Here is a 24,266-nt window from a genome sequence, read left to right on the forward strand (position 1 = left end):
GTTATATTGTTTTCCAAAGGTTTAGCTAGGGACGAATTTGCTAATATTGGTTCTTTTTTTGAAGCCATGTGATTTGTAAGGTTACTTACTATCTTTTGTAACTCCTCATTGTCAGGTAATTTTGCAATTATATCCTTAATATTTCTTTCTTTATTTTCAATTAATTCCTCAAATTTATGCTTCGTTTTATATAATTGTTCATCAATCTTTCTAATTGTTCTAGTATTCCTCTCTTTGTTTTTTGCTAAAACCTGCTCACTATTATTTACAAAAACATTTTTAACATTTTGCCAAATATTATTTAATTTTTCAAAAAATGTATGAGGTACTTCTGCCCTAATTTCAGCAACCTGTTTTTGTATTTCTTTAAGTTCTTTGATATTAGAATTTTCGGATATTAAATTTTGGATGTTTTGTTTTGTAGCATTTAAAGAATTATATTGTTTCTCTAGTGCTTCAGCATTAATGAATTGTAAGGGATTTGTCATATGTAGAGCTGAGAATCTTTCAGGTTTACTCTTATAACTAAAAAATACTTCCGATAATCTTGCTCTTTGATCTTTAGATAAATCTTTCTTTGTTAAATCCTTAAAATTTTTTTCGATTTCTTCTTGTAATGCTTGCTTTAAAGGTGCAGATTTTTCCGCTATATTATATATCTTATTATCAATATCTTTTAATATTTTATTATTATACTTTATTGCTTCATTTGTTAACTGTTCTTCACTTTTTATCAAAATATACTTTACATTAGAAACTGTTTTTACAAATCTTTTAAACCAAGGCAACGATCTATTATGTTCTTTTTCTAGTGCTTTAGTTTCATTTTGTATTTCGATTAAACCTTGTAACTGCTTATTTTGTTTGCATAATTCATTTACTTGGCTTAATATAGTATTTAAAGCATTATTTTCTTGTGCTAATAATTTATTTATATCTATTTCTTTAACCATACCATATACCTACTATAAATTAATATCAGTATTATAGCAAATTTCTTATACAAAAGCAAAGAGAAAGTTAATTTATGTAATGTATATAAATAAAAGATAGATAAACGAATATAGTTAACGTAATTTTAAGGATGATAAGCCTATAAGAGCAAATATAACTGAAATAATCCAAAATCTTATTACGACTTTTGATTCTGCCCAGCCGTGTTTTTCAAAATGATGATGGAGCGGTGCCATTTTAAATATTCTTTTTCCTTTAGTAGCTTTGAAGTAATATACCTGTAAAATTACGGATACCGTTTCAATAACAAACAAGCCGCCGACTATAGCTAAAACTATTTCATGCTTAGTAATAACGCTAATAATACCAAGCACACCGCCAAGACTTAGACTACCGGTATCGCCCATAAAAACTTCTGCCGGTTGTGCATTAAACCATAAAAATCCAAGGCAACTACCGACTAATCCCGCACATAACACCGTTAACTCTCCGGTATTCGGTATATAGGTTAGCTGTAAGTAGTTCGAGTAAATTAGATTTCCTACTAAATAACTTATTAAAGCAAAAGAACCGGCAGTAAAGGCAATAGGAACGGTAGCAAGACCATCAAGCCCATCCGTTAGATTCACGGCATTAGAAGAGCCGACTATAACAAATATAGCAAAAACTATATAACAATAACCAAGATCCAAACTTAAATTTTTAAAAAACGGTACGTTAAGTAAATGACTTGGACTTTTATCTAGATATTCTAGTAAAACACATATAATGAAGCTAATAATTCCTTGAAGTAAAAGCTTACTTTTTCCTCTTACTCCGTAATGATTATTTTTAGTTACCTTAGCATAATCATCCATAAATCCTATAATACCGAAACTAATAAAACCAAATAACGTAATCCAAATATATTTATTCGTTAAATCAGCAAGTAATAAAGTAGAAAGACAACTAGACAAAATAATCATAATGCCCCCCATTGTCGGAGTACCTACTTTTGTTTGATGCGATTCAGGTCCGTCTGAGCGTATAGGCTGACCGTTTTTTTGAAGAGATCGCAGAAATTCTATTAATATCGGACCCGTGATAAAGCTAAGGCTTAGAGTTATAATAATAGCAAGACCGCTACGAAAAGTAATATAGTGAAATAAATTAGCTATATGTGAATTATGGATATGAGGGAGTAAAAGATTGTATAACATTTGTAGATTTAAATTTAAAAGTATATTTTGATGTTATTCATTGTACATAGATACCAAATCGTCATTGCGAGCAGTCGTAGACTGCGCGGCAGCAATCTCGTCAAACATCCTGAGATTGCTTTGTCAATTACTACGTAATTTCCGCGCAATGACGGGCAACCAAACCACACAATATTAAGAATATCCTAGTGTATTTATTTATAATAATCAACAATCTTATCAAGTTTTACGCCTCTTGACCCTTTTATTAGAATCAGCTCATTACCTTCAAATAAATCCGTAATATGCGTAATTAATTCATCAACATTTTTAAAATATTTTTTAGCTATTTTGGAAGGTAGTAAATCATCAATATATTTAGTATATACTCCTACTAAATAGACCTTAGAACAAGCGGCATCTAATATGTACTGCACTAGTTTCTCATGTAATCGTTTAGAATTTTCCCCTAGCTCTAGCATATCGCCTATTATAGCAGTTTTATTCTCGGCAGGTACTTGTTTTAAATATTCTAATGCAGCTTTCATTGACTGCGGACTTGCGTTATAGTAATCACAAATTACACGACAATTTTGTATATTGATAATTTCCCCTCTTCCTTTAGTAGGAGAAATATTTGCTAAGTGATTTGCAGCTATCGCTATATCTTTACCTAATATATCGATAATTAAAAGTACACCGGTATAATTTTCGGTAAAATGCCGAGGAATAAACGGTATCGTTACATCTAAGACTTTATTATTTATCTTATACTTTAAGTAGACTTGCTCTCCTAGGTTCTCATATAAAATTAATTCTGCTGAAGTTTTAGCTGATCTACCGAAGCTATGTATATCGGTGATAGAAAGTTTTTTTAATATCGATAATATTTTGTTATAGCAATTAGTATCGGCATTAATAACGGCAATATCATTTTTGCTAAAATTTGCAAAAATCTCACATTTAGCTTCAGCTATCTCTTCAAGCGAGTTAAAAAATTCTAAATGAGCCTCCGAAATATTAGTAATCATGGCAATATTCGGCTTTAATATTTGAACCAGCTCTCTTATTTCACCTTTATGGTTCATGCCAAGCTCAAAAATAGCATATTCCGTATCATCAGCCATTGAAGCAAGATTAATAAGCATACCGAGTTTGTTATTGAAGTTACATCGGCTAGCAAAAACTAGAAAATCATGTTGTAATAATACTTTCAGTGCTTCTTTTGTAGAAGTTTTACCGACGCTGCCTGTTATAGCTATAAATTTAGCTTTTGAATTCTCTCGTTTATATAAAGCCATTTTTTGTAGAGCTTCAAAACAATCATCGACTAAGATAATTTTATCTTTATCATTGATCTCTACTCGCTTACTAATAATTACGGCTGCTGCTCCTTTATCTATTGCATCTAGAACATAATCGTGACCATCTCTATTACCTTGAAGTGCTATAAATAAATTACCTTTTTTAACATCTTTGGAATTAAATTGCACTTCATTACAATTTATAGAATTAGAGATTGTTATACCGAGAACAGCACTTAAAGTTTTAGAGTTCCAGATCATATGTTTTTGTTATTTATGTGTTGTTTGTATGGCGTGTTTATGTCATTCCCGCGTAGGCGGGAAGCCAGTAAACATATAAAAAGCAAGCTTTTTATATGTTTATTTTATCAAACATGTAACTTCTGTATTAATATTGAAGTTATTTTTCTGGATCCCCGCTTCTGCGGGGATGACATCAAGTTTTTTTTAAAACTGTCCAGTACTATGGGTCAAGCCACGGGATGACAAACTGTTACACACTTCCTCACAACCTCAGCATCATCAAAAGGTAATTTCTTATCGCCTATAATTTGGTAATTTTCATGACCTTTGCCGGCAACTAATAAGATATCATCTTGTTTTAAATTATTTATACCGTATTTAATAGCCTCTTCTCTATTTGCTATTTCTGTATAATCTGCTTCCTCTATACCGCTTATGATTTCAGCTCTAATAAGCTTTGGGTCTTCATGGCGTGGATTATCATCTGTAATTATGATGGTATCGGCACGTTTTGCGGCTATTTGCCCCATAAGACTTCTCTTTGCCTTATCACGATTACCGCCGCAGCCAAAAACTACGCTTAGCTTACTATCACGTAATTTAATATTTTTCAGTTCCGTTAAAGCGTTTTCAAGAGCATCCGGAGTGTGGGCATAATCAACGAAAATATTAGTGTTATCTATTCTCTCCATTCTGCCTTTTACTGCTTTAACTTCTACTAAAGAATCTATAACATCATCAAAAGCAAAACCAATATAATGAATGCTAAGAACAGCAATTAATAAATTACTAGCCTGAAAGCTACCAATTATCGGGGTATTAAAATTATATTCTCTATTATTAAATGTAAAATTAATATTTTGTCCTTTTAAAGAACCGTTAATTCTAGTTATTTCTAAATCACCTTTTTTCCCAACGGTTATAAATTTAATATTATGATTATGTAGATAATCTTTAACAAACTCTATTTCTTCTATATCAGAATTTAATATTGCGATGCCGTTCGGTAATAAATGATTTATAAATAATTTCAGTTTGGCTAATAAATAATTTTCTTTTGTATGGTGGTAATCTAGATGATCCTGACTAAAGCTAGTAAAACATGCGATATTTACTTTTATTTCCCTAAGTCTTGCTTGATCAAGACCATGACTAGAAGCTTCAAAAACTAAATATTCTATACCATTTTCAGCTAAATTATGAGCAATTTTTCTAAAGCTTAAATAGTCTAAAGTTGTTAATTCCGGTACATCATTTATAAGATTAACGCAGCCAAATATTTCTACCCCTATCGTACCTATAGATGCTGCTTTTTTCCCAAGTAACGAATATGTTTGAGCTATATAGGATACTACCGAGCTTTTACCGTTAGTACCGGTTACGGCTATTAGATCCTTTGGTTTTTTAGGATAGAATATTTCTATGGCTTCATATAAAGCTGCCTGCACATCTTTTACGTAAATTACTTTATCTATAACAATATTTTTTTTATTGTCCGTAATTACTAATACTGCACCTTTGCTTAAAGCATCCTTAATAAAATCATTTCCATCAGTATTCCGTCCTTTAATCGCAAAAAAGATATCTTTATCCTTAACGGTTTTAGAATTAATCGACAAACCTTTTACGTTATGTTGTTGAAATAATTGCTTTAGGTTATGAGACATATTTATTATGTTAAAAACGTGTTACCGTCATTGCGCGGAAATTGCATAGCAATTGACGAAGCAATCTCAGGAGTTTGTTATTATTGCATGCGATTGCCACGCAGCCTACGGCTGCTTGCAATGACAGAGCAGAAATGACATCGAGTCTACACCTCCGATAAATTCCAAAGTAGTTGATTTGCCTCAACAATTATATTTTTATCTACTAATTTCTTGATATATACTAATTTATTATCTGGTTTGATTTTTGCCTGATTAGAGTAAGTACTAACGAATTTTAAAATTTTATCAGTCATATCGGCATTTTTATAAAATTTAATCACAAATCCGTTATCTCCTGAATCTAGATTTTCAATATTTAACTTAAAGCATAATAGTTTTATTTTTACAATATCAAGTAAATTATTAAATTCAATCGGTAGTAAACCGAATCTATCAATCATCTCATCTTTAAATGTCTCTACTTCTATCTCATTACTTAAATTACCTATTCTTCTATATAGTCCAAGTTTAAGAGCTGCATCGGCTACATAACTAGCTGGAATAAAGACGGATAATCCCAAATTAATAGTCGGGATAAAGGGTTGTTCTGAAACAATCGGTTCATCTTTAAAAATAGCTATTTGTTCTTCCAGCATTTCTTGATATAGTTCTGTACCTACTTCTTTAATTTGTCCTGATTGTTCTTCACCTATCAAATTACCGAAACCTCGTAAATCCATATCACGGTTTGCAATAGTAAAACCTGAGCCCAAAGCACAACTATTTTGTATTATCTCTAAGCGTCTTAAGGAGTGCGATGTCATCTTTTTATGACTTGCTACCGTTAGATAGGCATAACCCCGCATTTTATCTCGACCTATGCGACCACGCAATTGATACAGCTGACTAAGACCCAGCATATCAGCCTTATGTATGATCATGGTATTTGCCTCGGCTATATCAATTCCTGATTCTATAATAGTAGTTGAGACTAGTATATCGAATTTGCCGGCATAAAACTCGCTCATAACCTCATCAATTTTACTCGGAGTCATTTTTCCGTAAGCTATTTTATAGCTTAATTCCGGCACGATTTGTTTTAATTGTTTTGCGATATCCTCTATATCTTTAATTCTTGGAACTACATAAAAACTTCTTCCGCCTCTAAAATGTTCGCGTAATAATGCATCTCTGATAATAACGGGATCAAACGGCATAACCGAGGTATGAACTTCCAGCCTGTTTAGAGGCGGCGTTGCAATAATGCTAAGTTCTTTTAAACCGGTCATTGACATTTGCAGCGTTCGAGGAATCGGTGTTGCCGACATTGCAAGTACATGGGAAGAGGATTTTAGCGATTTAAGAAATTCTTTTTGACCGACACCGAAATGCTGTTCTTCATCGATTATTAACAATTTCAAATTAAAGAATTTTATATTTTTATGTAATAAAGCATGAGTGCCTATTATTATATTTATTTTACCGCTTTCAAGCTCCGATCTTATAATTTTTGCTTCTTTAGAACTAATAATGCTAGATAATTGCTTGATATTTAAACCAAAACCTTTGAACCTTTCTATGAACCTTGAAAAATGTTGACTACATAAAATAGTTGTCGGTACAACTACGGCTACTTGAGGTAAATGTTCATTTAGAGATTTTGCTACCATAAAGACGGCACGCATTGCTACCTCTGTTTTACCAAACCCGACATCACCGCATATTAACCTATCCATTAACATACCGTTTCTTAGATCTTCTTTAATATCGTTTATAGCGATTAATTGGTCTTCCGTTTCGCTGAAAGGAAAATTAGCACAAAATTTATCATATTCTTCAAGGTCAAATTCAACGGAAGCACTACTATTAAGTTTCCTTTTAGCTGCTACTTGTATTAAATGCAGTGCTATCTCTTTTATACGCTTTTTAAGCTTTGCCTTACTTCTTTGCCATGAAACGCTACCAAGCTTATCAAGCTCCGCATTATCATTGCCGTATTTTTTTATTACCTCTATACTTTCAACTGGTATATATAATTTATCATTGCCGGCATATAAAATCTTTAAAAAATCATGTGGTTTGCCTTTAATTTCTAAAGCTTCTAGCTTTAAAAACTGCCCTATTCCATGATCTTTGTGAACAACAAATTCGCCTTCAGCTAAATTATCAAGCTCCAGCAAGATATTTTTAAGTTTTTTGTTAGTGTTTGTAGAGCTAGGTTTTTCTTCTAATAATTTGCTAGCGGTAATAAATAAATATTCTTTCGTATAAAAGCTTTGATTTAAAGGAATTATCGCGACATTTATTATTGAAGCCTTAGCCTCATCTAATTTATTTATCTCATTATATTTATATTCATAATTTTGAATTATGCTTTTGATTCGCTCAAAACTACTTAAAACGCTTGAGCCTATAATAATTTTCTTATGGGCATTTGCTTTAATAACCTCAAATAATTTATCGAAAACCGTTTTCTTTTCTATACAACTTGTAGCAGCGATATTTTCAATTAAGCTAACTTGCTCTGAGTTTTCAAAAGTAAGTAGTATATTATTTTTTTGTTCTAGTAATTCCGTTATTTCAGAAGCGGTAAAATATAAGCTAGTCGGTGCAAGGGTGGGATAGAAACTATTAAATTTAAGTTTATTTGCCTCTGACCTTGCCACATAAAAATCGTTATAACTATGTTCAAATTCTAAAATGGCTTGTTTTGACAAATTATCGAATATGAAAATAGGATCGTTTAAATAATCTATTAAGTTAGAGCAGGAATCGTAAAATAATGGGAGTAATTGTTCATATCCTGTGAATTTTCTTCCAGATATTACCGCCTCATATAAAGCATTATCAGTATGATTAACTCCAAAATTTCGTAAGTAATTATTCTTAAAATTACCTATAGTTTCACTATTTAAAACTATCTCATTTGCAGGACTAATAATAAGCTCCCTGCAGGATTTAGTCGAAATTTGCGTATCAATATCAAATTCTTTTATTGATTCAATATAACCCCAGCTAAAATGAATTCTATAAGCTTTAGGACCGGACAATATTATATCAATGATTTCGCCTCTAACCGCAAATTCCCCGGCATCGATGCTAATCGCATTTCTTGTAAAACTATTTTCTACTAGAAACATAGCAAGCTCATCCGTAGTAAATTTCATTTTAGGGGATAATTTCAAAAAAGATTTAGAAAGAAAATCTTTCGGCGGTAATTTGTTTAATAAGTTCGCTGTATGAGTGATGAGTAATTTGTTGCTATTACTATTATTTGTTGCTAGCTTGATTAATGTTTCTGCACGTCTAGATAAGATATTTGCATTTGGTGACGTATGGTAATAAGGGATGGTATTATAGCTTGGAAAGTAATAAATATTTTCATTAGAAGAAAAAAATAAAGCTTGCTTGTATAATTGCAACGCCTCCTCTTCATTACTCGCACTCAAGATGAAATCTTGCTTAAGATTCTTAGTAAAATTATCAATTGCAAAGAAAGATTTGGCAACCGCCGGAAATTTTTGTTGTAACATTCTACAGGAGTTTATATTTTTGCTATTTTGTGTAATTGATCAATTATTTCGGCATCTAGATAAGAAGGAGCAGAAGATTTATTATTAATCCAATTATAAAGATCATTATCATTTTGATCAAGTATTAAAGAATAGCTTCCAAGTTTTTTTTCATCCATTAAGGATAGGTACTTTTCGGCAAAGCTACCCAGTATATAATCCATTTCTCTGCAACCGCGATTTTTACTACGGTAAAAAAGTTTCTTTTGTAAAGAGTTTTTATTTAATTTATTCATCTATAACATCTTGCAAAAATTTTTTATAATAATATTATTAAAATAATCAGATACCAAGATCATTTTAAAATGCTTTAATAATTCAGCACTCTAATAAATCCATTCTACATGGGTAAAATTCTATTAACTTTTATTATCAATAACAGCAAAAACGCGTAAATATGTCGGTTCAAAATATCTGTTCTACAAAAGCTTATGATATGCTAATTTCAAATGATACTGCTTTTCTTGTAGATGTTAGAACTAGAGAAGAGTGGCAGCAAGTGGGGATACCTCATTTAGATAATAAAAATAAGGTGATCTTTCTAAGTTGGCAATTGAATAAAGATTTTGAAGATAATTTTTTATCTATCGTTAACGATAAAATTCATGCAATAATATTTTTTCTGTGCCGTTCAGGATATAGGTCATTTATCGCAGCAAATTTTATAACTAATAGAGGTTATAAAAATTGTTATAATATTAGTGATGGCTTTGAAGGAAATAATCAAGATAAAGGCTGGAAACAAAATAACTTACCGTGGCAGTTTTAAGTGAGTACTAACCAAATAATTTTAACGGATCAAGGTGATAATTATGTAAATGTCTGGAGTCACGTGGCTCAAGATCTTTACAATCATTACGGTGAAACTCTATATAATAGCTGGTTTAGTAAAGTCAATTTTATAGAGTCTTCATTAAATACCGTTATTCTTTGTGCCCCTACTAACTTTGTTAGAGATTGGATAAAATCCAAGTACTCTATGGTCATATTGCAACTATTTCAACATTATAATAATACCATTAAGTCAATTGAAATAATTACTAAAGAGTTACCTGGAACAACTCAAACAGTTACAGAATTACCTACTAAGACTTTTGCCGATATCGGCAGCAGTGAGCTTAATTCGGAAAATATCTTTTCAACCCTTGATGTACGTTTTACTTTCGATAATTTTGTGGTTGGAGCCCCAAATGAGCTAGCTTATGCAGCCGCAAGAGCGGTTGCGGAATCATCAGGTGCGGTTTCTGAGTCTAATCCGCTTTTTCTATATGGCGGCGTAGGACTTGGTAAAACTCATTTAATGCATGCAATTGGTTGGTACATCAAGCAGAATAATCCAAGCCGCAAAGTGATATACATGTCGGCAGAAAAATTTATGTATCAATTTGTTAAAGCTCTGCGTAACAAAGAAGTAATCTCGTTTAAAGAGAAATTTCGTTCGGTTGACGTGTTAATGATTGATGATATTCAATTTATTTGCGGTAAAGATAGTACGCAGGAAGAATTTTTCCATACTTTTAATACATTGATTGATAATAACCGTCAAATGGTTATTTCTTGTGATAGATCGCCTTCAGATTTAGATAATATTGAAGATCGGATAAAATCTCGTCTTGGATGGGGCTTAGTTGCCGACGTTCATAGTACTACTTATGAGCTACGACTTGGTATTCTAGAATCTAAGATTGAGCAGATGAACGTTAAAATACCAAAAAACGTAATTGATTTTTTAGCATCTAAAATCGTTTCAAACGTTAGAGAACTTGAAGGAGCTTTAAATAAGGTGATCGCTCATTCTAATTTTACTTTAAAAGAAATTACACTCGAAAACACACAAAATATTTTGCGGGATTTACTGCGTTCTAATGAAAGAATAATTACCGTTGAAGATATTCAGAAAAAGGTAGCTAGCCGTTATAATATTAAGTTATCCGATATGTCTTCATCACGGAGATTACGAGAAATTGCAAGACCGCGTCAAATAGCCATGTATCTTAGTAAAGCATTAACGCCGAAAAGTCTTGCAGATATCGGTAAAAAATTCGGTAAAAAAGACCACACGACTGTTATGCATGCTATTAAGAAAGTAGAAGAATTACTGGAAAACGATATAGAATTACGCGAAGAGATTAATTTGCTAATGAAAATATTGCAGAACTAAATGTCATACCGTATTAACAGAATTATAGATAATTATGGTTACGATGAGGAGGTAGCATATTTCTTACTTAAAAGTTTAAATGAATTCATAAAGAGGAATTACACATTCACTATCTCGACTACGATTATCAAATCCACGCTAATCAAGAATATAGATATATTTTTAAGAAAAGTAATATTACAAAATATTTTATTGCTCCTGAAAAGCGCTTATTTTATCAATTAAAATTTGTTGATGCAGACAAGGGTATACTCAAATGATTTGGAGAATTGGAATGTAAAACGAGGAGCGAGTACGCACAGCCCTTAATAGGTGAGCATGCGAGTCCTCCGAAGTTTTGCAGAAACAATGCTTCAAATCATTTGAGTATACAAGCTACAGGCAGTCATCTATGTGGTAAAGATCAATATAATACTAACTATGTATTTTAAATCCTGATTCATTTACTCTTAGCTACCAAGTTCTAGGACCTCAAAAAGACCATAATATTAATAATGTTTTATATAGTATTAGTATGTTCTCCAATTAGTTTAAAATATTCTTTCATACTATTGTCTATATCAGTTGTTTCCAAAGTTTGATTATTATCATCATCATTTGCATCATATATATCTTGTCTTTTAGAAAAGGAAAGTGTTAATCTCTTTTGAAACGAGGTAGGAGAAATAGTTTGATTAAATTTGGGGGGGTAATATCTTGTAATACATTCTTAGCATATTCAGGTGCATCAATATCATACCATTCTTTTATTTTAGCACATAAAATTTGTAGAATTTCAGGTAGAATTTTTTTTTAATTTCTTTTTTGAGAGATGCTTGTTTTTGAGCTAAAAACCCTTCAATATTTTTTAAGCTTTCAGTAAATTCCAAGTAGATTATTTCAATTAATCCTTTAAATCTTGAGAAAAATCCTTTTTTTCAAGCAATTTAGTTTTTGTAAGCTTTAAATTACGTTCTCCTATATTGTTTACTTTAAGAATTAAAGCAGTTAAATTTTGGTCTAATGAATTTAACAACTTTATAGGACAATTCTCTAATTTATGAACTTTTGCTAAAAAAGATTTTATATCATTGCTTTTTACATTATCCATATTTTTGTAAAATTACATTGAAGCTAAGATGTCAAATATTCGTGCTATATTTGCTAGTTTATAATTATTTAATTTTTTACTAAGCCATTCTATTAATATATTACCTTCTTTAATAAGTAATAGATTACCATTTTGTACATTTGTAGTGTCATAATCTATTGGACAGGAATTTGGTAGCACATATTTATAGTTTTTCAGTATACCTCTTGTTTGAGCAACGGCATGCTCGGCAGACATAGGAAAAAACTCCTTATATGATAAAAATATACTATTTTTATCAATAAGTTCTAAAAACATGGGAGCCGTAAATAAGGTTGCATTATTTCTATGCGTTGCAAGCATAAATAACAAATGTGTTAACTTTTCTGCAAAGTAATTTAGTTTTCACGGTAATTCTTCTATATTTTGTGTCGATGCTTTAGCATGCACAACTTCAAATATACGTTTTATAATAGCATGTTTATGTTCTTGCTCAAATTTAGATAAAATTTCATCATACTTTCCTAAGCCAGGTACATCTGTTTGTACATTACCGGTTTTATAATGTACTATATGATTAATTGTAAAAGTTTCTTCTTTAGTATTTGAGATCTTATATATAGTATATAAATCACTATTTATTTCTTCTAAAATCCGGTGCTTTAGCTGATTTTATTATTCCTGCCAATCATTTCAGCAAAAGCTAAAAGTCCTTTAGAATTATGTATGGGTTAGTACTTATACTTTTTTAAGTTGATATTACTGTTTTGCAATTCTTGTAATAATACTTTCTTGGCATGCTGAGCAGTAATACCGTCTGCTAAAGCAAATATCTTAGGAATAGAGTGATTTGGATTCAATGCAATAGCTTTTGATAATCCTTATCACTTATATTTTCTTTGTTATAATTTTTAAATAATTATGTTTATTAAAAGCAGTTTTGATAATATTAAAATATTCTTCGTAATAATTATTATCTACAACTAATATTTCAGATTTAATTTTTTTATAAATATTTCTAATAGTAGAATCTTTAAAAAATCTATCAGCTAAATTATGTAATACTAAACCTAGTTTAAGTTTAAAATCTTCAGAGTTATATATATAATTAATATCTAGTATATTTTTAAGTAAAAAATTAAGATACTTAGGTAAAGTATAATGTTCTTTTAACTCTTTATCAGAGGAGCTATCAAAGTTTTCGTATTTTAGCATTATTATTTATAGTAGAATGAGTGTTAAATTATTTAGAAACAAATATCCCTATAAGGGGGGTTAAAGTATCTAGTGTCTCCGTAAGGGCACTAAAATCATCTCTATATAATAAATCATTTGTAGTACAAAATTCTTTAATATCTAAAGTTTGTCCAGTATTTCCCTCAAAACAATACATAAATGCCAAAGCTTCCATAATTTTCTTATCTTTAACAAATTTAAATAATCGTTCTTTTCCATAAGTTATTGTATCTTCAACATCAGCTAAATCTTTCTCTACTCAGGGCATCATTGTATTTACTTCTTGAGCTAATAACTGAGGATCTATATTACTAGGATGACTTAGCATATCTCATACCATCATAGTTAATATTAGCTATATACTAAAATATTAATTAAGTTTTTTACTAATAGTTACAATTTATTTTATAAGTTAAATTATGTTCAGTTTGGACTTTAGACAAATAAGTTTATTGACAAAAGTTAATTTTTATTGTATTTTGCCCTCTTAGTATTTTTTTGAAAGGTAGTCATGGTAGATATAAACAATAATAAGATTAGCTTAGCACTATTTGAAGGCGGTGGAGTAAAAGGAAATATCCATTTAGAAAAATTAAAAATAATGGAGCAAATAACCGGTAAGCATACTTGTGAGATATTCGATTTTACTGGAGGGACCAGTGTTGGAGGACTTATTTCTATTTTGCTTAATTTACCGAATCCTAATAATCCCGGAAAACCTTTATTTAGTGCAGCGCAAGCTCAAGAACTGTTTGAAGAAATGGCACACAATATTTTTCCGGTAGGATTAACTTTTAGAAAATTGTGGAGTTTTAATGGCTTATTCAGCCATAAATTTTCTCCTGAACCATTAGTAAAATTATTGAAAGAATATTGTAAGAATTATACCCTCAAGGATTTAATCGGTGATGTTGTAGTTACAGGTTATGATCTAAATAATAAAAAAAATCCTCTTATGACCTTCTCTACTATAGATGCTAGACAAAGTGAAGAGAATGATTATTACCTTTCAGATATAATACAAGGCATCACTGCAGCACCTGGATATTTCCCCAGCCACAATTTCCGTAATATAACCAATACTAAATCACATAAAATTATTGATGGTGGAGTATATGCTAATGACCCAACCTTACAAACATGGCAATTATTAAAAGAAAATAACTATCACATAGAAAACGCTTTGTATTTATCATTAAAGGAAGAAAATAATGATGATTACCAAACTGTTTGTTGCGGCGGAGGCATGCTAGAACTAGTGAAAAATAATATGCCCGCTAAAATATTAGCAGCAACACAACAAGCTGATGAAAAAACCGCTCAAAGCATTTTTGGTAATAAATTAATAGAAATAGCTACTTATATTCCAGAAAAACATGCTGAGATGAGTAATTCTAGTACTGAAAATCTACAAGCACTAAAAGAATTTGCTAAAAAATCTATATATGGAAGCTCCACCTTTAGAGATATACCTTATAATGAAAAGTTTAAAGAAGCTATTGATAAAATAATAACTACTTATAATGCAAATAACCCTAACGACCAAATTGTTATGAATGATTTTTATAAAGAGTTATTCCATATTAATACTTCTAATAACGCACTTGATAAAAATTTTGAACAGGAAGAGGATATAGCAAACAACGAGGATGCAGTGAATACACCGATAGCTCAAGCTCTAGATTCTAAAGATATAGAACCTGGGAAAAAAGAATTATTAGCAAGTATCAAGGAGTTTTTTAATCCATTCATCGAAAAAAATCCAGAAGCAAAAGTAAATATAGAGAATTTTTTACACGAAATAAAAAATTTGACATTAGCAGAAATTGAAAACGATATTGTGACTTTTAAAGAAGCTAGATTAAAATGGCAAGCAGAACAGAATAAACTTGATGTATTTAGCAGCTGTAGTATGGAAGCCTTAAAAGAGGATATGACTCTTGAGGGTGAAGAGCATACAGATGATGTACCAGGTTATCTCTAACTTTCTTAATGTCATTCCCGCGTAGGCGGGAATCCAGTCAAAAAAGTATAAATATGCTAGACTTTTAAAACTAAACGCTCGATTTATCTCGTTTTACCTTGGATTCCTGTTTTCGCAGGAATGAAATCGAATGCTTTCTTCGAGCCATACAACAACGCCACAGCTGCTCACAATGACGACACCTGTGTTTAGTTAGGAATATTTGACTTTGTCTTCTTATATAAAATCCAAATACAGTAAAACGAAATAGCAGAGCTAATACTTAAAACGAAGTATAATAAAGCAAAATTGCTTATCGTTGCACCGTGTATTTTAGAAACCAAATAAGTTACAGCAGCGATAACTACGTAGTATATTGCACTAAATATAGATCCTACTGTACCTGTTACTTTAGCATAATCCTTCAGTGCATAACGAAGCATCATAGGGATAAGTAGATATACCCAACCATATGAATCATCATCGGTGCAAATATCATAGCGATTGCAAGATTATGACTCGTTGAAATAACTTCTAATATAAAAGCATTTACCGCAAATAATATACAACCGCACAAACTAAAAATAAATCCTAAACCCATAAACTTTTTTATCGTGTACATGGCGTTTTTTTATTAAATACCCTCCTAAAAAGCCTCCAAAGATAGCAGCAAAAGATAACAAAAACGCTAATTTACCGTAAAAAGATGGCGAAACTTTCATTTTATCAATCAAAATAAAAGGAGCTTCTATGAAAAAACCGTAATATATGCCGTTAAATTCACCGATGATAAAAGCATATAACCAAAGAATTTTATCTTTAATAATTACCTGCAAAACCTCAAAATATTTACTGCTTTGGGAAAAATCTATATAAGAATTTGTTTCAGGTAAAACTTTATAATATAGTACCGGTAAGGCTAAAAAATACAAAAACATAATGCCAGCTTGAATATTCTATAATATAGCCCCCTATAGATGAACCTAGAGAAGGGATAAATAACAGCCACGGAGATAAGCTAGCATAGACATATGATAACTCTAAGCCTTGATAGGAGTCTCCAGCCATACCTGCCCAATAACAGAATCTACACTTACACCGAAAGCTTGCACAAAACGAGCTATCATCAGCATTTCTATATTAACTGCAAAAATGCTAATAATTGAAATAAAAAGCCCTAATAAAGCTATAGGTCTCCTGCCGCAAATATCCGATAATCTGCCGAGTGATAATATACCAAGCGCAAACCCTAGAAAATATAATGTAGATGTAATTTGAGTGAGACCGCAGTCAATGCCGAAATATTTGGTTAAACTCGGTAATCCTGAAGTATAAATTGTTTCCGTAGTCGGTGATAAAATAAATAAGCATAGAAGCATCCATGCCGGAATTTTCACAATAATTTTCATAAATGATTTTTTTATTTCGGTTCATCGAGTTTTATCGATTAATCCGCTCCAAACAAATTTTTTCCATTATCATTTTTAATCTTTCTATTCTCTCACTCAAGTAAAGTAACTGCTCTCTGCTAATTCTATAATTTTTATCATATCTTGCATCAACGTAAGCTTTTTCTAGTAATGCAAAACATTCTTTTTGTTCGGGAGACGATTGCAGCAATACTTTAAGTAGTTCAACATTATAAATTTGCACAATATCCACCTAGCTTTCTTATATCGTGTAACTTTGGTTTGTAACGGGCAAAAACTAATAAAATGCTACTGTAAACACTTTCAGTGGCTTGATGCAGCTCAAAAGCACTTTTACTAAAATCACCTCTTTCTAATGGGTATTTACAATCAATAAACACTCTTGCCTCTACCAAACCAGTATTCATAATCTTCTTTAGCCATTTCTTTTACTTCACTCCAAGGCAAATTTTTAGCTCGAGAAAGCTGCTCGCCACTATCATATAAAAGAATACCTTCATTCTTAATGTCGGTATAAAAATAACGCCCTTTTTCAAGCTTGTCATTTACCTCACTTATAGATTCGCATATTATAGATATCCAAGGTTCTAGCAAAAAAACCTCGGCTTTTCTTAAGCCTGTTTGTTCTAACCTTTTTTCTATCTTAGATTCTACCCTTAAAGTAGCATGCTCCTTAAATTTACCTTTTTTTCTACTAAAAAGTCAAAATCACTTGTATAACTATAAGTAGTATGAGATCTTCCGTATACATATCTTTAACCCAATCACCTCTAGCATACGAGCCATACAAGATAATCAGGGCAATTTTATCCTTGGCAACAGCCAAAATTTGCTGCACTATATAATCAAGCCTATCTTGCACTTCAAGAGACCGTTTTGGTCAAATTGTTTTCATAGCTGATCGTTATTTAAACGCTAAATCTAAAATGTACTATATCCCCATCCTGCATTTTATATTCTTTACCCTCTAAACGCATTTTACCTACTTCCTTGGCTTTTGCTTCACTACCGAGATTTATGTAATCTTTATAACCGATAACTTCTGCTCTGATAAAACCTTTTTCAAAATCGGTATGAATAATACCGGCAGCAGCCGGTGCAAGTGTGCCGTCTTTAAAAGTCCAGCTATGGGCTTCCTTTGGTCCTATAGTAAAAAAGCTTTTAAGGTTTAAAAGATTATACCCCTCTTTAATGACTTTACTAAGCCCTGTTTCGTCTAAACCTATAAATTTTAAAAACTCTTCCTTTTCTTCCATGCTTTCAAGTAAAGCAATTTCAGCTTCTATTTTTGAAGAAATTACGACACTTTTAGCATTTTCTTTCTTTGCTCTTTCCGCTACTAATTTTGTAAATTCATTACCTATAGCTGCATCTTTTTCAAGTACGTTACATATATATAAAACGGGCTTAGAGGTAATTAACTGCAATTGTTTTAAATTATCAACTCTTAAAGCTTCATTTAGCACTCTTGCAGGTTTATCCTCACCTAATACCTTATAAACCTCTTTTAACAGCTCTATCTGCTCTACCATTGCTTTATCGCCTGACTTCAAGCGTTTTTCACTTGTAGCTAAACGCTTTTCAACCGATTCTATATCGGCAAGTATTAATTCCGTTTCAATAATCTCGAGGTCATGCAGCGGATCAACTTTGTTATGTACGTGCGTTATATCCTCATCTTCAAAACAACGCAGTACATGCAGTATTGCATCGACTTCCCTGATATGAGATAAGAACTTATTACCTAGCCCCTCCCCTTTGCTTGCTCCTTTAACAAGCCCTGCAATATCGACAAACTCAATATAAGACGGAATAATTTTACCGCTTCCGGCTAAGCTTGCTAGTTTATGCAAACGCGCATCAGGCACTAAAACTTTGCTGCTATTAGGCTCAATAGTACAAAACGGATAATTAGCGGCATCTGCAGCCTGACTTGCCGTTAAGGCATTAAATAACGTCGACTTACCGACATTCGGCAACCCAACAATTCCGAGTTTTAGTGTCATAAATTTTTCCGTAAATAATACATTATAGAATCTTTTTCGTAACCGTGCATAGCAAATTCAATTTTATACCCCAGTTTCTCATAAAACGATTTTGCTTGGAAGTCCATAGTAACAAGATGAATAAAATTACAGCCTCATTCACGTGCTAAATCCTCAGCCTTTTGCATTAGTACAGTACCATAATTTTAGTTTCTTATATTTTCATTAACAAAGAGTGAATCAATGTAAAATCCCTCCAAGAACTCATACCGCTAATTCCTACAACAAAATTTTTATCCTAATCTAAACAGGAAAATGAAAAAGATTCAATATCTCCTACTAACCCCTTTTGTTCTCTAGCATCTTTGTTCAAAGCCTCAATAATTATAGTTCTATGAGTTCTATCCATTGCATCAGCATAAACAATTTCAAAATTTTGTGTCATACATCTTTGCTTCTTTGCTGTTTAGTTTTAATATCGTTTTCCCGTCATTGCGAGGAGATGCATAGCATCAACGTGGCAATCTCGTGAAGTAGTATAGAATTCCTGAGGTTGCTTCGTCAAAACTTACAGTTTTTCCTCGCAATGACGAGTTGGTATCCACGCAGCAACGTCGATCAAGTCGTAGGAATAACATTGAATATATCAAGCTATCTTATTCTTAAATTCTTCTAACTTATTCTCTAATATTAAACCAAAGTTACTAGTGATGCTATCTATACCTTGCATTACTGTTTCATACTCCGGTTTAGAGAAATGATTAAGTACGTAATCTGCTACATCCTGATTATTTTGCGGTCTACCGACTCCAATCCTAATCCGGTTATAATTATTACCTATAACCCCATCAATCGACTTTAAACCATTATGCCCGCCATTACCGCCACCGGTTTTAAATTTTATTCTACCTGTTTCTAAATCAATATCATCATGAATAACAAAGATTTTTGCGGGGTAGATATTATAATATGTTTTCACCGATATCACTGACTTACCGGACAAGTTCATATAGGTGGTAGGCTTTATAAAAATTATCTTTTGTCCATCACTAATAGTTTCAGCAATTTCACAATTGAATTTTTTCTTTGTACTAAATGATGAATTATATTGGTTTGCTATTTTCTCTATAGCAATAAAGCCGACATTATGCCTCGTATATTGATACTCTTTTCCTGGATTACCAAGACCAATAACAAGTAGCATAATAATTTACCTAAAATAATGGAAAATTTTTGAAGAAGTATTGATTTGCAAGAAGTACAGAATAATGTCATTCTTAGCTCAGCATTATTGCGTGTATCGAAAAACCTACTCGATGTCATACCGTGGCTTGACCACGGTATCCAGAAAAAACATTAACAAAGACTGGATACCTCTACAAGCTCGCAGTATGACAATTAAAGATTACCGGATTCCCGCTTCTAGCTAGGAATGGCATAAAACGAGCCAAACAACAACGCCTACGAATCCTCGCAATAACGATTTAAGTATCTAAGCAAGTCCTTATCGTGAGAATTATCTTACTTCCCTGCTTCAGCGGCTTGTTGTTCCCCTTCAGCTTCAGTTTTTGCTCCTCTACGTCCTATAATAGTTGCAAGGACAAATTCTTTTTTTGTAACAAAACTACATCCTTTCGGTAATTCTATTTTTGACGATTTTAGCGAAGTAGCCATAGGCATATTAGTAACATCTATAGTTACGTTTCTTGGAATATTATTAACATCACATAATAAAGTAACTCTTCTTTTTACTATATTAAAGTATCCACCTCTTTTAACGCCTAAAGCTCTTTCTTTCCCTTCATATACTACAGGTACTTCCATTTTTTGGGTTTTCTCTTCTAAAAAGACAAAATCAACATGGCGTACTATATCCGTAACAGGATGTAATTCTACAGCCTTCGGCAATACTTTATATTTTTTCTTATCAATTGTTAAATTAATTAACTGAGAGATAAAAGCCGGCTTTCTATAATATTTAGTTATTTCCTTTTCTTCCAAAGAAATACTAACAGGTGTTTTACCCACTCCATAAATAATAGCCGGAACACGCCCTGCTCTTCTTAATGCTCTTGCTGCTCCCGTACCGAATTCTGTGCGGGATTCCGCTTCAAGTTCTAATATTTCACTCATTATTACTCCATATTAACTTATAATAAATCTTCATTATCATACTTAAGTACAATTAAAAATTCAAGTAAATTAATTTTTGACTAGAATATAGGAGTAATATATTCCTTAGTTAAAATTCTTTAATTTATTGGATATTGAAAAGAAATTTAGTTCTAACCGAAATTATTTTGCAAGGAAATTATGAAACAGATACAACCTAAGCGTATTGCAAATCCCTCAAACTGTGGAGAAGAAATTGCTGCCAAGGATATAATAAGGATTTTCTCCTTGAATCTATTATGTACTCTTCTGACTCTGACTATATTGGGCGTAACAGCAAGAGTGAAGATAGTGAAGATGACGATTCTTATGCATCAATATTCTTGTTAAAAATAAAGAACCGGAATGCAAAATTCACTTAGATTTAGTTTAGTATATTACATATGTGCTACCAAACAAATGTTAGAGAACAAGTAGAAAATGCGAAGGTTTCTAATTTAGACAATGAAAAGCAGGTAATTAAATGTAGTACAACGCCAACAATTCTGTACCGAAAGTTCAATTGAATCTATGATAACATCAACATCAAAAAGCAACATAGATGCTGACAAAATTATCTTACCTTTCCCTTCTGTAGAACAACAAAGACAATTAGGGAAATTATATCGTTATAATTAAAATTTTTAAAGAGCTTTACCCTTCTAATTCTGACAATGGTAACATTGGAATAGTAATATTATTAGGTGATGAAAAGGGGTCATACGGCGACCTAAATCTATGGGATATTTAAAAATTTATGAGTTTGCAGAGATAATCTAGCACCGCTTTCTAATGCTAATTTTACTGCTAACTCATTATTTTCGCCATTAAGTCTTTGGTTGTTTTGATCCATAGGTTGAATAAAAACCGGTATATTATAAGAGGTTTGCCCTACTTCCGGTATGAGACTATATTCTAAAATATTTTTAGCAACGATAAATTTCACTGCACTAATTTTAGGCAATAAATCTTCTCTTATTTTACTATAACCGGTTTTACCTACCTTCGGCGAACAAATTATAGACACTTCTTTCGGCAAAGAACGATATAACGTACCGTTAGTCTCTATTTGAACTTTAACATCTCGGTCTAATAACTTCTGACATAATAACTCTATAGGTTGACGCATCGGCTCACCGCCGGTTATTACTACTAAATTAATCGATTTTTCATTTTTAGAATTTAATGCCAGGCTTTCTACTTTATTCAAAATCTTATCTATATCTACTAAATCAAAATCTTCAAACTCCGTATCACAAAAATTACAAGCAAGATTACATCCTCCAAGCCTAATAAAGATCGCAGGACAACCTACAAAAATGCCCTCCCCTTGTATAGTCTTAAAAATAGACTGTACCTCTAACTGAGTACCGTCACCGTTTAATATGCTTCTTTTAGGATTTTGTCCAAACATTTTTAAATTATTATCGATTGATTAAAAATATTATAGTACATTTTTATAAAAAAATCTTGCAATAACTAATAAAAAAACTATTATCTAGATTTCATCGGTAATATGGCTTTGGTATGCCTAATGTTTTACCGTTTAAACCTAGAAATACCAATTATAAGGAACAATATGCCTAAATTAAAAACAAAATCTGCCGTAAAAAAACGTTTTAAACTTACTGCTAGCGGCAATGTTATTGCATCTCAAGCAGGTAAAAAACATTTTATGCGTCGTCGTACTAAAGCTCAAATTCGTAACCTTAGAGGAACTACAATACTTTGTCCTCAAGACGGATATAATATTAAAAAATATTTTTTACCGTACGGTATACATTAATTAACTAGGAGCTAAAGCAATGACACGTGCAAAATCAGGAAAAATTTCCAAAAATCGACATAAAAAAATCCTTAAATTAGCCAAACGCTATAGAGGTAGAGCAAATAGCTGTTTTAGAGTAGCTATTGAGAAAGTAGAAAAAGCCCTCCAATATGCTTATAGAGATCGTAGAAACCGTAAACGTGATTTTAGAGGTTTATGGATTCAAAGAATAAATGCAGCAGTAAGAGAACATGGGCTTGTTTACTCTCAATTTATGGGAGCTCTTAAAAAAATAGAAATCGATATAGATCGTAAAGTACTTGCAGAACTTGCCGTCAATAACAGTGACGGATTCGTAAGTATCGTAGAAAAAGCAAAAGCACATATTTAAGTATTTAATGTCATCTCGTGGTCAAACCACGGGATGACATATTTATAATAATTAATTTTTATTTTCGTTCGGTATAAACATTATGAAACGTACATTTCAACCTAGTAATTTAGTTAGAAAAAGAAGACATGGTTTTCGATCTAGAATGGCTACTCCAACCGGAAGAGCAATCTTAAGAAAACGTCGTGCTAAAGGTAGACATAAATTATCTGCTTAAAATAATCTGATTTATCAAATTGTCTATTACCTCTTTAAAAAATCAAAAAGAATTTGAGCTTATAAATAAGCTTGGAAAGAAGCTCCATGAGAAATATTTTATTTTGGTAATCACCACAAAACTTCCAAAAATCTTCCTTGAATCAAAATATAACACCTTGTTAGGAATCAAAGTTAGCAGAAAGCTAAATAAAAAAGCTGTAGTTCGCAACAAAATTAAAAGGCGTATACGACATCTAATTAGAATTATTGTTAGTGATTCTAGCTTTAAGGCTATAAAATTTGCAATGATTATTATTCCAAGAAAAGGATTTGAAGAGATAAACTTCTCACACTTGAATTATGAATTAAGTAAAGTAATTCTAAGAAATATTTAGATTTTATTAGACCTCTTCGGAAACTCGCTTATAGAGAGGAATTTGAAGGAGACACGGAACGCAGAACCGCAGCATATAAAAGAGTACGTGAGGATTCGAGTACCGGATCAACGTACAAATTACCTCTAGCAGTAGAGTTTCCGAAGAGGTCTATTGAAATGACTTGGCATTACTCGCGTGGCTTGGTTTTGCCGTCATTGCGAGGAAAAATTGAAAATTTTGACGAAGCAATCCAGTACAAAATTCTGATTTACAGATTTTTTACTATTTTTTATAAATAGATTGCCACGCTCCTTGCAGTCGCTGCGTTGTGGCATAGCTCGTTTTATATCATTCCCGCTTTCGCGGGAATGACATCGAGTAGGTTTTTCAAACCATGCAAGCAAGCCTTCCACGGGAATAATATTGAATTTTATTACTTATACTCCCTCTGTCCCCTCTCCTAATACCGGTACTTCTTCTACTACAGTAAGTGTTGTATCTATAGTATTTTCTTCAGACGTAATAGTATTTATATTAGAATAATAATATTTTTTTACTAATTCGATAACGTCTAAATTATGCGTCTCTTCTGCCGTATAAATATTAAAACCTACCTCTATAGTACTATGCTCAAGTA

General features: G+C 31.8%; 22 protein-coding genes and 8 pseudogenes. 8 read left to right on the plus strand and 22 right to left on the minus strand.

The features are described from left to right. From rickA to TENJIKU01_RS06635, 6 genes and pseudogenes are all read right to left on the minus strand, one after another. Window positions 1-953 (minus strand): annotated as a pseudogene (gene rickA / locus TENJIKU01_RS06610) (Arp2/3 complex-activating protein RickA); the annotation flags it as partial. A 114-nt stretch (window positions 954-1,067) separates the two neighbouring features. Next, a complete protein-coding gene (mraY, locus tag TENJIKU01_RS06615; protein WP_064429654.1) occupies window positions 1,068-2,153 on the minus strand; it encodes a phospho-N-acetylmuramoyl-pentapeptide-transferase in 1,086 nt (361 codons plus the stop codon). A 194-nt stretch (window positions 2,154-2,347) separates the two neighbouring features. Then, a complete protein-coding gene (locus TENJIKU01_RS06620; RefSeq protein WP_064429655.1) occupies window positions 2,348-3,697 on the minus strand; it encodes a UDP-N-acetylmuramoyl-tripeptide--D-alanyl-D-alanine ligase in 1,350 nt (449 codons plus the stop codon). A 209-nt stretch (window positions 3,698-3,906) separates the two neighbouring features. Further along, the gene (locus TENJIKU01_RS06625) at window positions 3,907-5,346 is read right to left on the minus strand and encodes a UDP-N-acetylmuramoyl-L-alanyl-D-glutamate--2,6-diaminopimelate ligase (protein ID WP_064429656.1); all 1,440 of its coding nucleotides are present in this window, start codon (window positions 5,344-5,346) and stop codon (window positions 3,907-3,909) included. 146 nt (window positions 5,347-5,492) lie between these two features. Next, entirely contained in the window at window positions 5,493-8,861 is a 3,369-nt protein-coding gene (mfd, locus tag TENJIKU01_RS06630) for a transcription-repair coupling factor (protein WP_064429657.1), read from the minus strand. 11 nt (window positions 8,862-8,872) lie between these two features. Then, the gene (locus TENJIKU01_RS06635; RefSeq protein ID WP_064429658.1) at window positions 8,873-9,136 is read right to left on the minus strand and encodes a succinate dehydrogenase assembly factor 2; all 264 of its coding nucleotides are present in this window, start codon (window positions 9,134-9,136) and stop codon (window positions 8,873-8,875) included. Between the two features lie 161 nt (window positions 9,137-9,297). Between TENJIKU01_RS06635 and TENJIKU01_RS06640 the strand changes: the two genes are divergently transcribed. Both TENJIKU01_RS06640 and dnaA read left to right on the plus strand, forming a co-directional pair. Further along, complete coding sequence (locus TENJIKU01_RS06640) at window positions 9,298-9,669, plus strand: rhodanese-like domain-containing protein (protein WP_064429659.1); 372 nt, start codon at window positions 9,298-9,300, stop codon at window positions 9,667-9,669. Then, window positions 9,670-11,061 (plus strand): chromosomal replication initiator protein DnaA, encoded by a 1,392-nt coding sequence (gene dnaA, locus TENJIKU01_RS06645; RefSeq protein WP_064429660.1) that lies wholly within the window; start codon window positions 9,670-9,672, stop codon window positions 11,059-11,061. A gap of 883 nt (window positions 11,062-11,944) precedes the next feature. On the opposite strand, the gene TENJIKU01_RS10010 is transcribed toward dnaA, so the two are convergent. The 5 genes and pseudogenes from TENJIKU01_RS10010 to TENJIKU01_RS06665 form a co-directional block, all read right to left on the minus strand. Next, window positions 11,945-12,151 (minus strand): hypothetical protein, encoded by a 207-nt coding sequence (locus TENJIKU01_RS10010; protein ID WP_227780109.1) that lies wholly within the window; start codon window positions 12,149-12,151, stop codon window positions 11,945-11,947. Between the two features lie 12 nt (window positions 12,152-12,163). Next, window positions 12,164-12,493 (minus strand): hypothetical protein, encoded by a 330-nt coding sequence (locus tag TENJIKU01_RS06655; protein ID WP_064429661.1) that lies wholly within the window; start codon window positions 12,491-12,493, stop codon window positions 12,164-12,166. Between the two features lie 368 nt (window positions 12,494-12,861). Beyond that, window positions 12,862-12,990 (minus strand): hypothetical protein, encoded by a 129-nt coding sequence (locus TENJIKU01_RS10320; protein ID WP_255374231.1) that lies wholly within the window; start codon window positions 12,988-12,990, stop codon window positions 12,862-12,864. Window positions 12,991-13,018: 28 nt separating this feature from the next. Further along, window positions 13,019-13,345, minus strand: coding sequence for a hypothetical protein (locus tag TENJIKU01_RS06660; protein ID WP_064429662.1), 327 nt, complete (start codon window positions 13,343-13,345; stop codon window positions 13,019-13,021). A gap of 28 nt (window positions 13,346-13,373) precedes the next feature. Next, window positions 13,374-13,694: pseudogene (locus TENJIKU01_RS06665) on the minus strand (hypothetical protein). A 183-nt stretch (window positions 13,695-13,877) separates the two neighbouring features. Here TENJIKU01_RS06665 and TENJIKU01_RS06670 point away from each other — a divergent pair. Further along, a complete protein-coding gene (locus TENJIKU01_RS06670) occupies window positions 13,878-15,350 on the plus strand; it encodes a patatin-like phospholipase family protein (protein WP_064429663.1) in 1,473 nt (490 codons plus the stop codon). Between the two features lie 188 nt (window positions 15,351-15,538). Here the strand turns inward: TENJIKU01_RS06670 and TENJIKU01_RS08030 are convergent. The 10 genes and pseudogenes from TENJIKU01_RS08030 to TENJIKU01_RS06730 all read right to left on the minus strand — a co-directional run bounded on the left by TENJIKU01_RS08030 (window position 15,539) and on the right by TENJIKU01_RS06730 (window position 22,309). Continuing rightward, window positions 15,539-16,738, minus strand: a pseudogene (locus TENJIKU01_RS08030) (Bcr/CflA family efflux MFS transporter). Window positions 16,739-16,769: 31 nt separating this feature from the next. Further along, window positions 16,770-16,991 carry a HEPN domain-containing protein gene (locus TENJIKU01_RS10015; protein WP_064429664.1) on the minus strand — a complete coding sequence of 74 codons (222 nt, stop codon included), beginning with the start codon at window positions 16,989-16,991 and terminating at the stop codon, window positions 16,770-16,772. A 137-nt stretch (window positions 16,992-17,128) separates the two neighbouring features. Beyond that, the gene (locus tag TENJIKU01_RS10020; RefSeq protein WP_227780111.1) at window positions 17,129-17,353 is read right to left on the minus strand and encodes a hypothetical protein; all 225 of its coding nucleotides are present in this window, start codon (window positions 17,351-17,353) and stop codon (window positions 17,129-17,131) included. Window positions 17,354-17,415: 62 nt separating this feature from the next. Then, a pseudogene (locus tag TENJIKU01_RS08690) lies at window positions 17,416-17,585 on the minus strand (nucleotidyltransferase domain-containing protein). 82 nt (window positions 17,586-17,667) lie between these two features. After that, window positions 17,668-18,765, minus strand: coding sequence for a redox-regulated ATPase YchF (gene ychF, locus TENJIKU01_RS06705; RefSeq protein ID WP_064429665.1), 1,098 nt, complete (start codon window positions 18,763-18,765; stop codon window positions 17,668-17,670). Beyond that, a pseudogene (locus TENJIKU01_RS06710) lies at window positions 18,762-18,932 on the minus strand (GNAT family N-acetyltransferase). Before TENJIKU01_RS06710 ends, ychF begins: the two are co-directional and overlap by 4 nt. 26 nt (window positions 18,933-18,958) lie before the next feature. Beyond that, window positions 18,959-19,189, minus strand: a pseudogene (locus tag TENJIKU01_RS10025) (acetyltransferase). 201 nt (window positions 19,190-19,390) lie between these two features. Continuing rightward, a complete protein-coding gene (pth, locus tag TENJIKU01_RS06720) occupies window positions 19,391-19,948 on the minus strand; it encodes an aminoacyl-tRNA hydrolase (RefSeq protein WP_064429667.1) in 558 nt (185 codons plus the stop codon). Between the two features lie 317 nt (window positions 19,949-20,265). Beyond that, the gene (locus TENJIKU01_RS06725; RefSeq protein ID WP_064429668.1) at window positions 20,266-20,877 is read right to left on the minus strand and encodes a 50S ribosomal protein L25/general stress protein Ctc; all 612 of its coding nucleotides are present in this window, start codon (window positions 20,875-20,877) and stop codon (window positions 20,266-20,268) included. A gap of 754 nt (window positions 20,878-21,631) precedes the next feature. Then, window positions 21,632-22,309, minus strand: coding sequence for a 7-carboxy-7-deazaguanine synthase QueE (locus tag TENJIKU01_RS06730; protein WP_004997925.1), 678 nt, complete (start codon window positions 22,307-22,309; stop codon window positions 21,632-21,634). 165 nt (window positions 22,310-22,474) lie between these two features. Between TENJIKU01_RS06730 and rpmI the strand changes: the two genes are divergently transcribed. The 5 genes and pseudogenes from rpmI to TENJIKU01_RS10835 form a co-directional block, all read left to right on the plus strand. Continuing rightward, on the plus strand, window positions 22,475-22,681 hold the full coding sequence (rpmI, locus tag TENJIKU01_RS06735) for a 50S ribosomal protein L35 (protein ID WP_064429669.1): 207 nt from the start codon (window positions 22,475-22,477) through the stop codon (window positions 22,679-22,681). Window positions 22,682-22,700: 19 nt separating this feature from the next. After that, window positions 22,701-23,054: a 50S ribosomal protein L20 gene (gene rplT / locus TENJIKU01_RS06740; protein ID WP_064429670.1), complete on the plus strand. Its 354-nt coding sequence runs from the start codon at window positions 22,701-22,703 to the stop codon at window positions 23,052-23,054. An 82-nt stretch (window positions 23,055-23,136) separates the two neighbouring features. Next, on the plus strand, window positions 23,137-23,271 hold the full coding sequence (gene rpmH, locus TENJIKU01_RS06745) for a 50S ribosomal protein L34 (protein WP_011270688.1): 135 nt from the start codon (window positions 23,137-23,139) through the stop codon (window positions 23,269-23,271). Window positions 23,272-23,290: 19 nt separating this feature from the next. After that, window positions 23,291-23,647, plus strand: coding sequence for a ribonuclease P protein component (rnpA, locus tag TENJIKU01_RS06750; RefSeq protein WP_064429671.1), 357 nt, complete (start codon window positions 23,291-23,293; stop codon window positions 23,645-23,647). 5 nt (window positions 23,648-23,652) lie between these two features. Beyond that, window positions 23,653-23,799: pseudogene (locus TENJIKU01_RS10835) on the plus strand (palindromic element RPE1 domain-containing protein); the annotation flags it as partial. A gap of 267 nt (window positions 23,800-24,066) precedes the next feature. Here the strand turns inward: TENJIKU01_RS10835 and TENJIKU01_RS06755 are convergent. Continuing rightward, window positions 24,067-24,266 (minus strand): annotated as a pseudogene (locus TENJIKU01_RS06755) (hypothetical protein); the annotation flags it as partial.

It is taken from the genome of Rickettsia sp. Tenjiku01 (assembly GCF_001653015.1).
GTDB classification, from domain to species: domain Bacteria; phylum Pseudomonadota; class Alphaproteobacteria; order Rickettsiales; family Rickettsiaceae; genus Rickettsia; species Rickettsia rickettsii.

What these genes read in the sequence shown, in the direction of transcription:
- mraY (WP_064429654.1), bottom strand. Translation starts at nt 2,153, where the DNA reads ATGTTATACAATCTTTTACTCCCTCATATCCATAATTCACATATAGCT.
- TENJIKU01_RS06620 (WP_064429655.1), bottom strand. Translation starts at nt 3,697, where the DNA reads ATGATCTGGAACTCTAAAACTTTAAGTGCTGTTCTCGGTATAACAATC.
- TENJIKU01_RS06625 (WP_064429656.1), bottom strand. Translation starts at nt 5,346, where the DNA reads ATGTCTCATAACCTAAAGCAATTATTTCAACAACATAACGTAAAAGGT.
- mfd (WP_064429657.1), bottom strand. Translation starts at nt 8,861, where the DNA reads ATGTTACAACAAAAATTTCCGGCGGTTGCCAAATCTTTCTTTGCAATT.
- TENJIKU01_RS06635 (WP_064429658.1), bottom strand. Translation starts at nt 9,136, where the DNA reads ATGAATAAATTAAATAAAAACTCTTTACAAAAGAAACTTTTTTACCGT.
- TENJIKU01_RS06640 (WP_064429659.1), top strand. Translation starts at nt 9,298, where the DNA reads ATGTCGGTTCAAAATATCTGTTCTACAAAAGCTTATGATATGCTAATT.
- TENJIKU01_RS10010 (WP_227780109.1), bottom strand. Translation starts at nt 12,151, where the DNA reads ATGGATAATGTAAAAAGCAATGATATAAAATCTTTTTTAGCAAAAGTT.
- TENJIKU01_RS06655 (WP_064429661.1), bottom strand. Translation starts at nt 12,493, where the DNA reads ATGCTTGCAACGCATAGAAATAATGCAACCTTATTTACGGCTCCCATG.
- TENJIKU01_RS06660 (WP_064429662.1), bottom strand. Translation starts at nt 13,345, where the DNA reads ATGCTAAAATACGAAAACTTTGATAGCTCCTCTGATAAAGAGTTAAAA.
- TENJIKU01_RS06670 (WP_064429663.1), top strand. Translation starts at nt 13,878, where the DNA reads ATGGTAGATATAAACAATAATAAGATTAGCTTAGCACTATTTGAAGGC.
- ychF (WP_064429665.1), bottom strand. Translation starts at nt 18,765, where the DNA reads ATGACACTAAAACTCGGAATTGTTGGGTTGCCGAATGTCGGTAAGTCG.
- pth (WP_064429667.1), bottom strand. Translation starts at nt 19,948, where the DNA reads ATGCTACTTGTTATTGGTCTTGGTAATCCAGGAAAAGAGTATCAATAT.
- TENJIKU01_RS06725 (WP_064429668.1), bottom strand. Translation starts at nt 20,877, where the DNA reads ATGAGTGAAATATTAGAACTTGAAGCGGAATCCCGCACAGAATTCGGT.
- TENJIKU01_RS06730 (WP_004997925.1), bottom strand. Translation starts at nt 22,309, where the DNA reads ATGTTTGGACAAAATCCTAAAAGAAGCATATTAAACGGTGACGGTACT.
- rpmI (WP_064429669.1), top strand. Translation starts at nt 22,475, where the DNA reads ATGCCTAAATTAAAAACAAAATCTGCCGTAAAAAAACGTTTTAAACTT.
- rplT (WP_064429670.1), top strand. Translation starts at nt 22,701, where the DNA reads ATGACACGTGCAAAATCAGGAAAAATTTCCAAAAATCGACATAAAAAA.
- rpmH (WP_011270688.1), top strand. Translation starts at nt 23,137, where the DNA reads ATGAAACGTACATTTCAACCTAGTAATTTAGTTAGAAAAAGAAGACAT.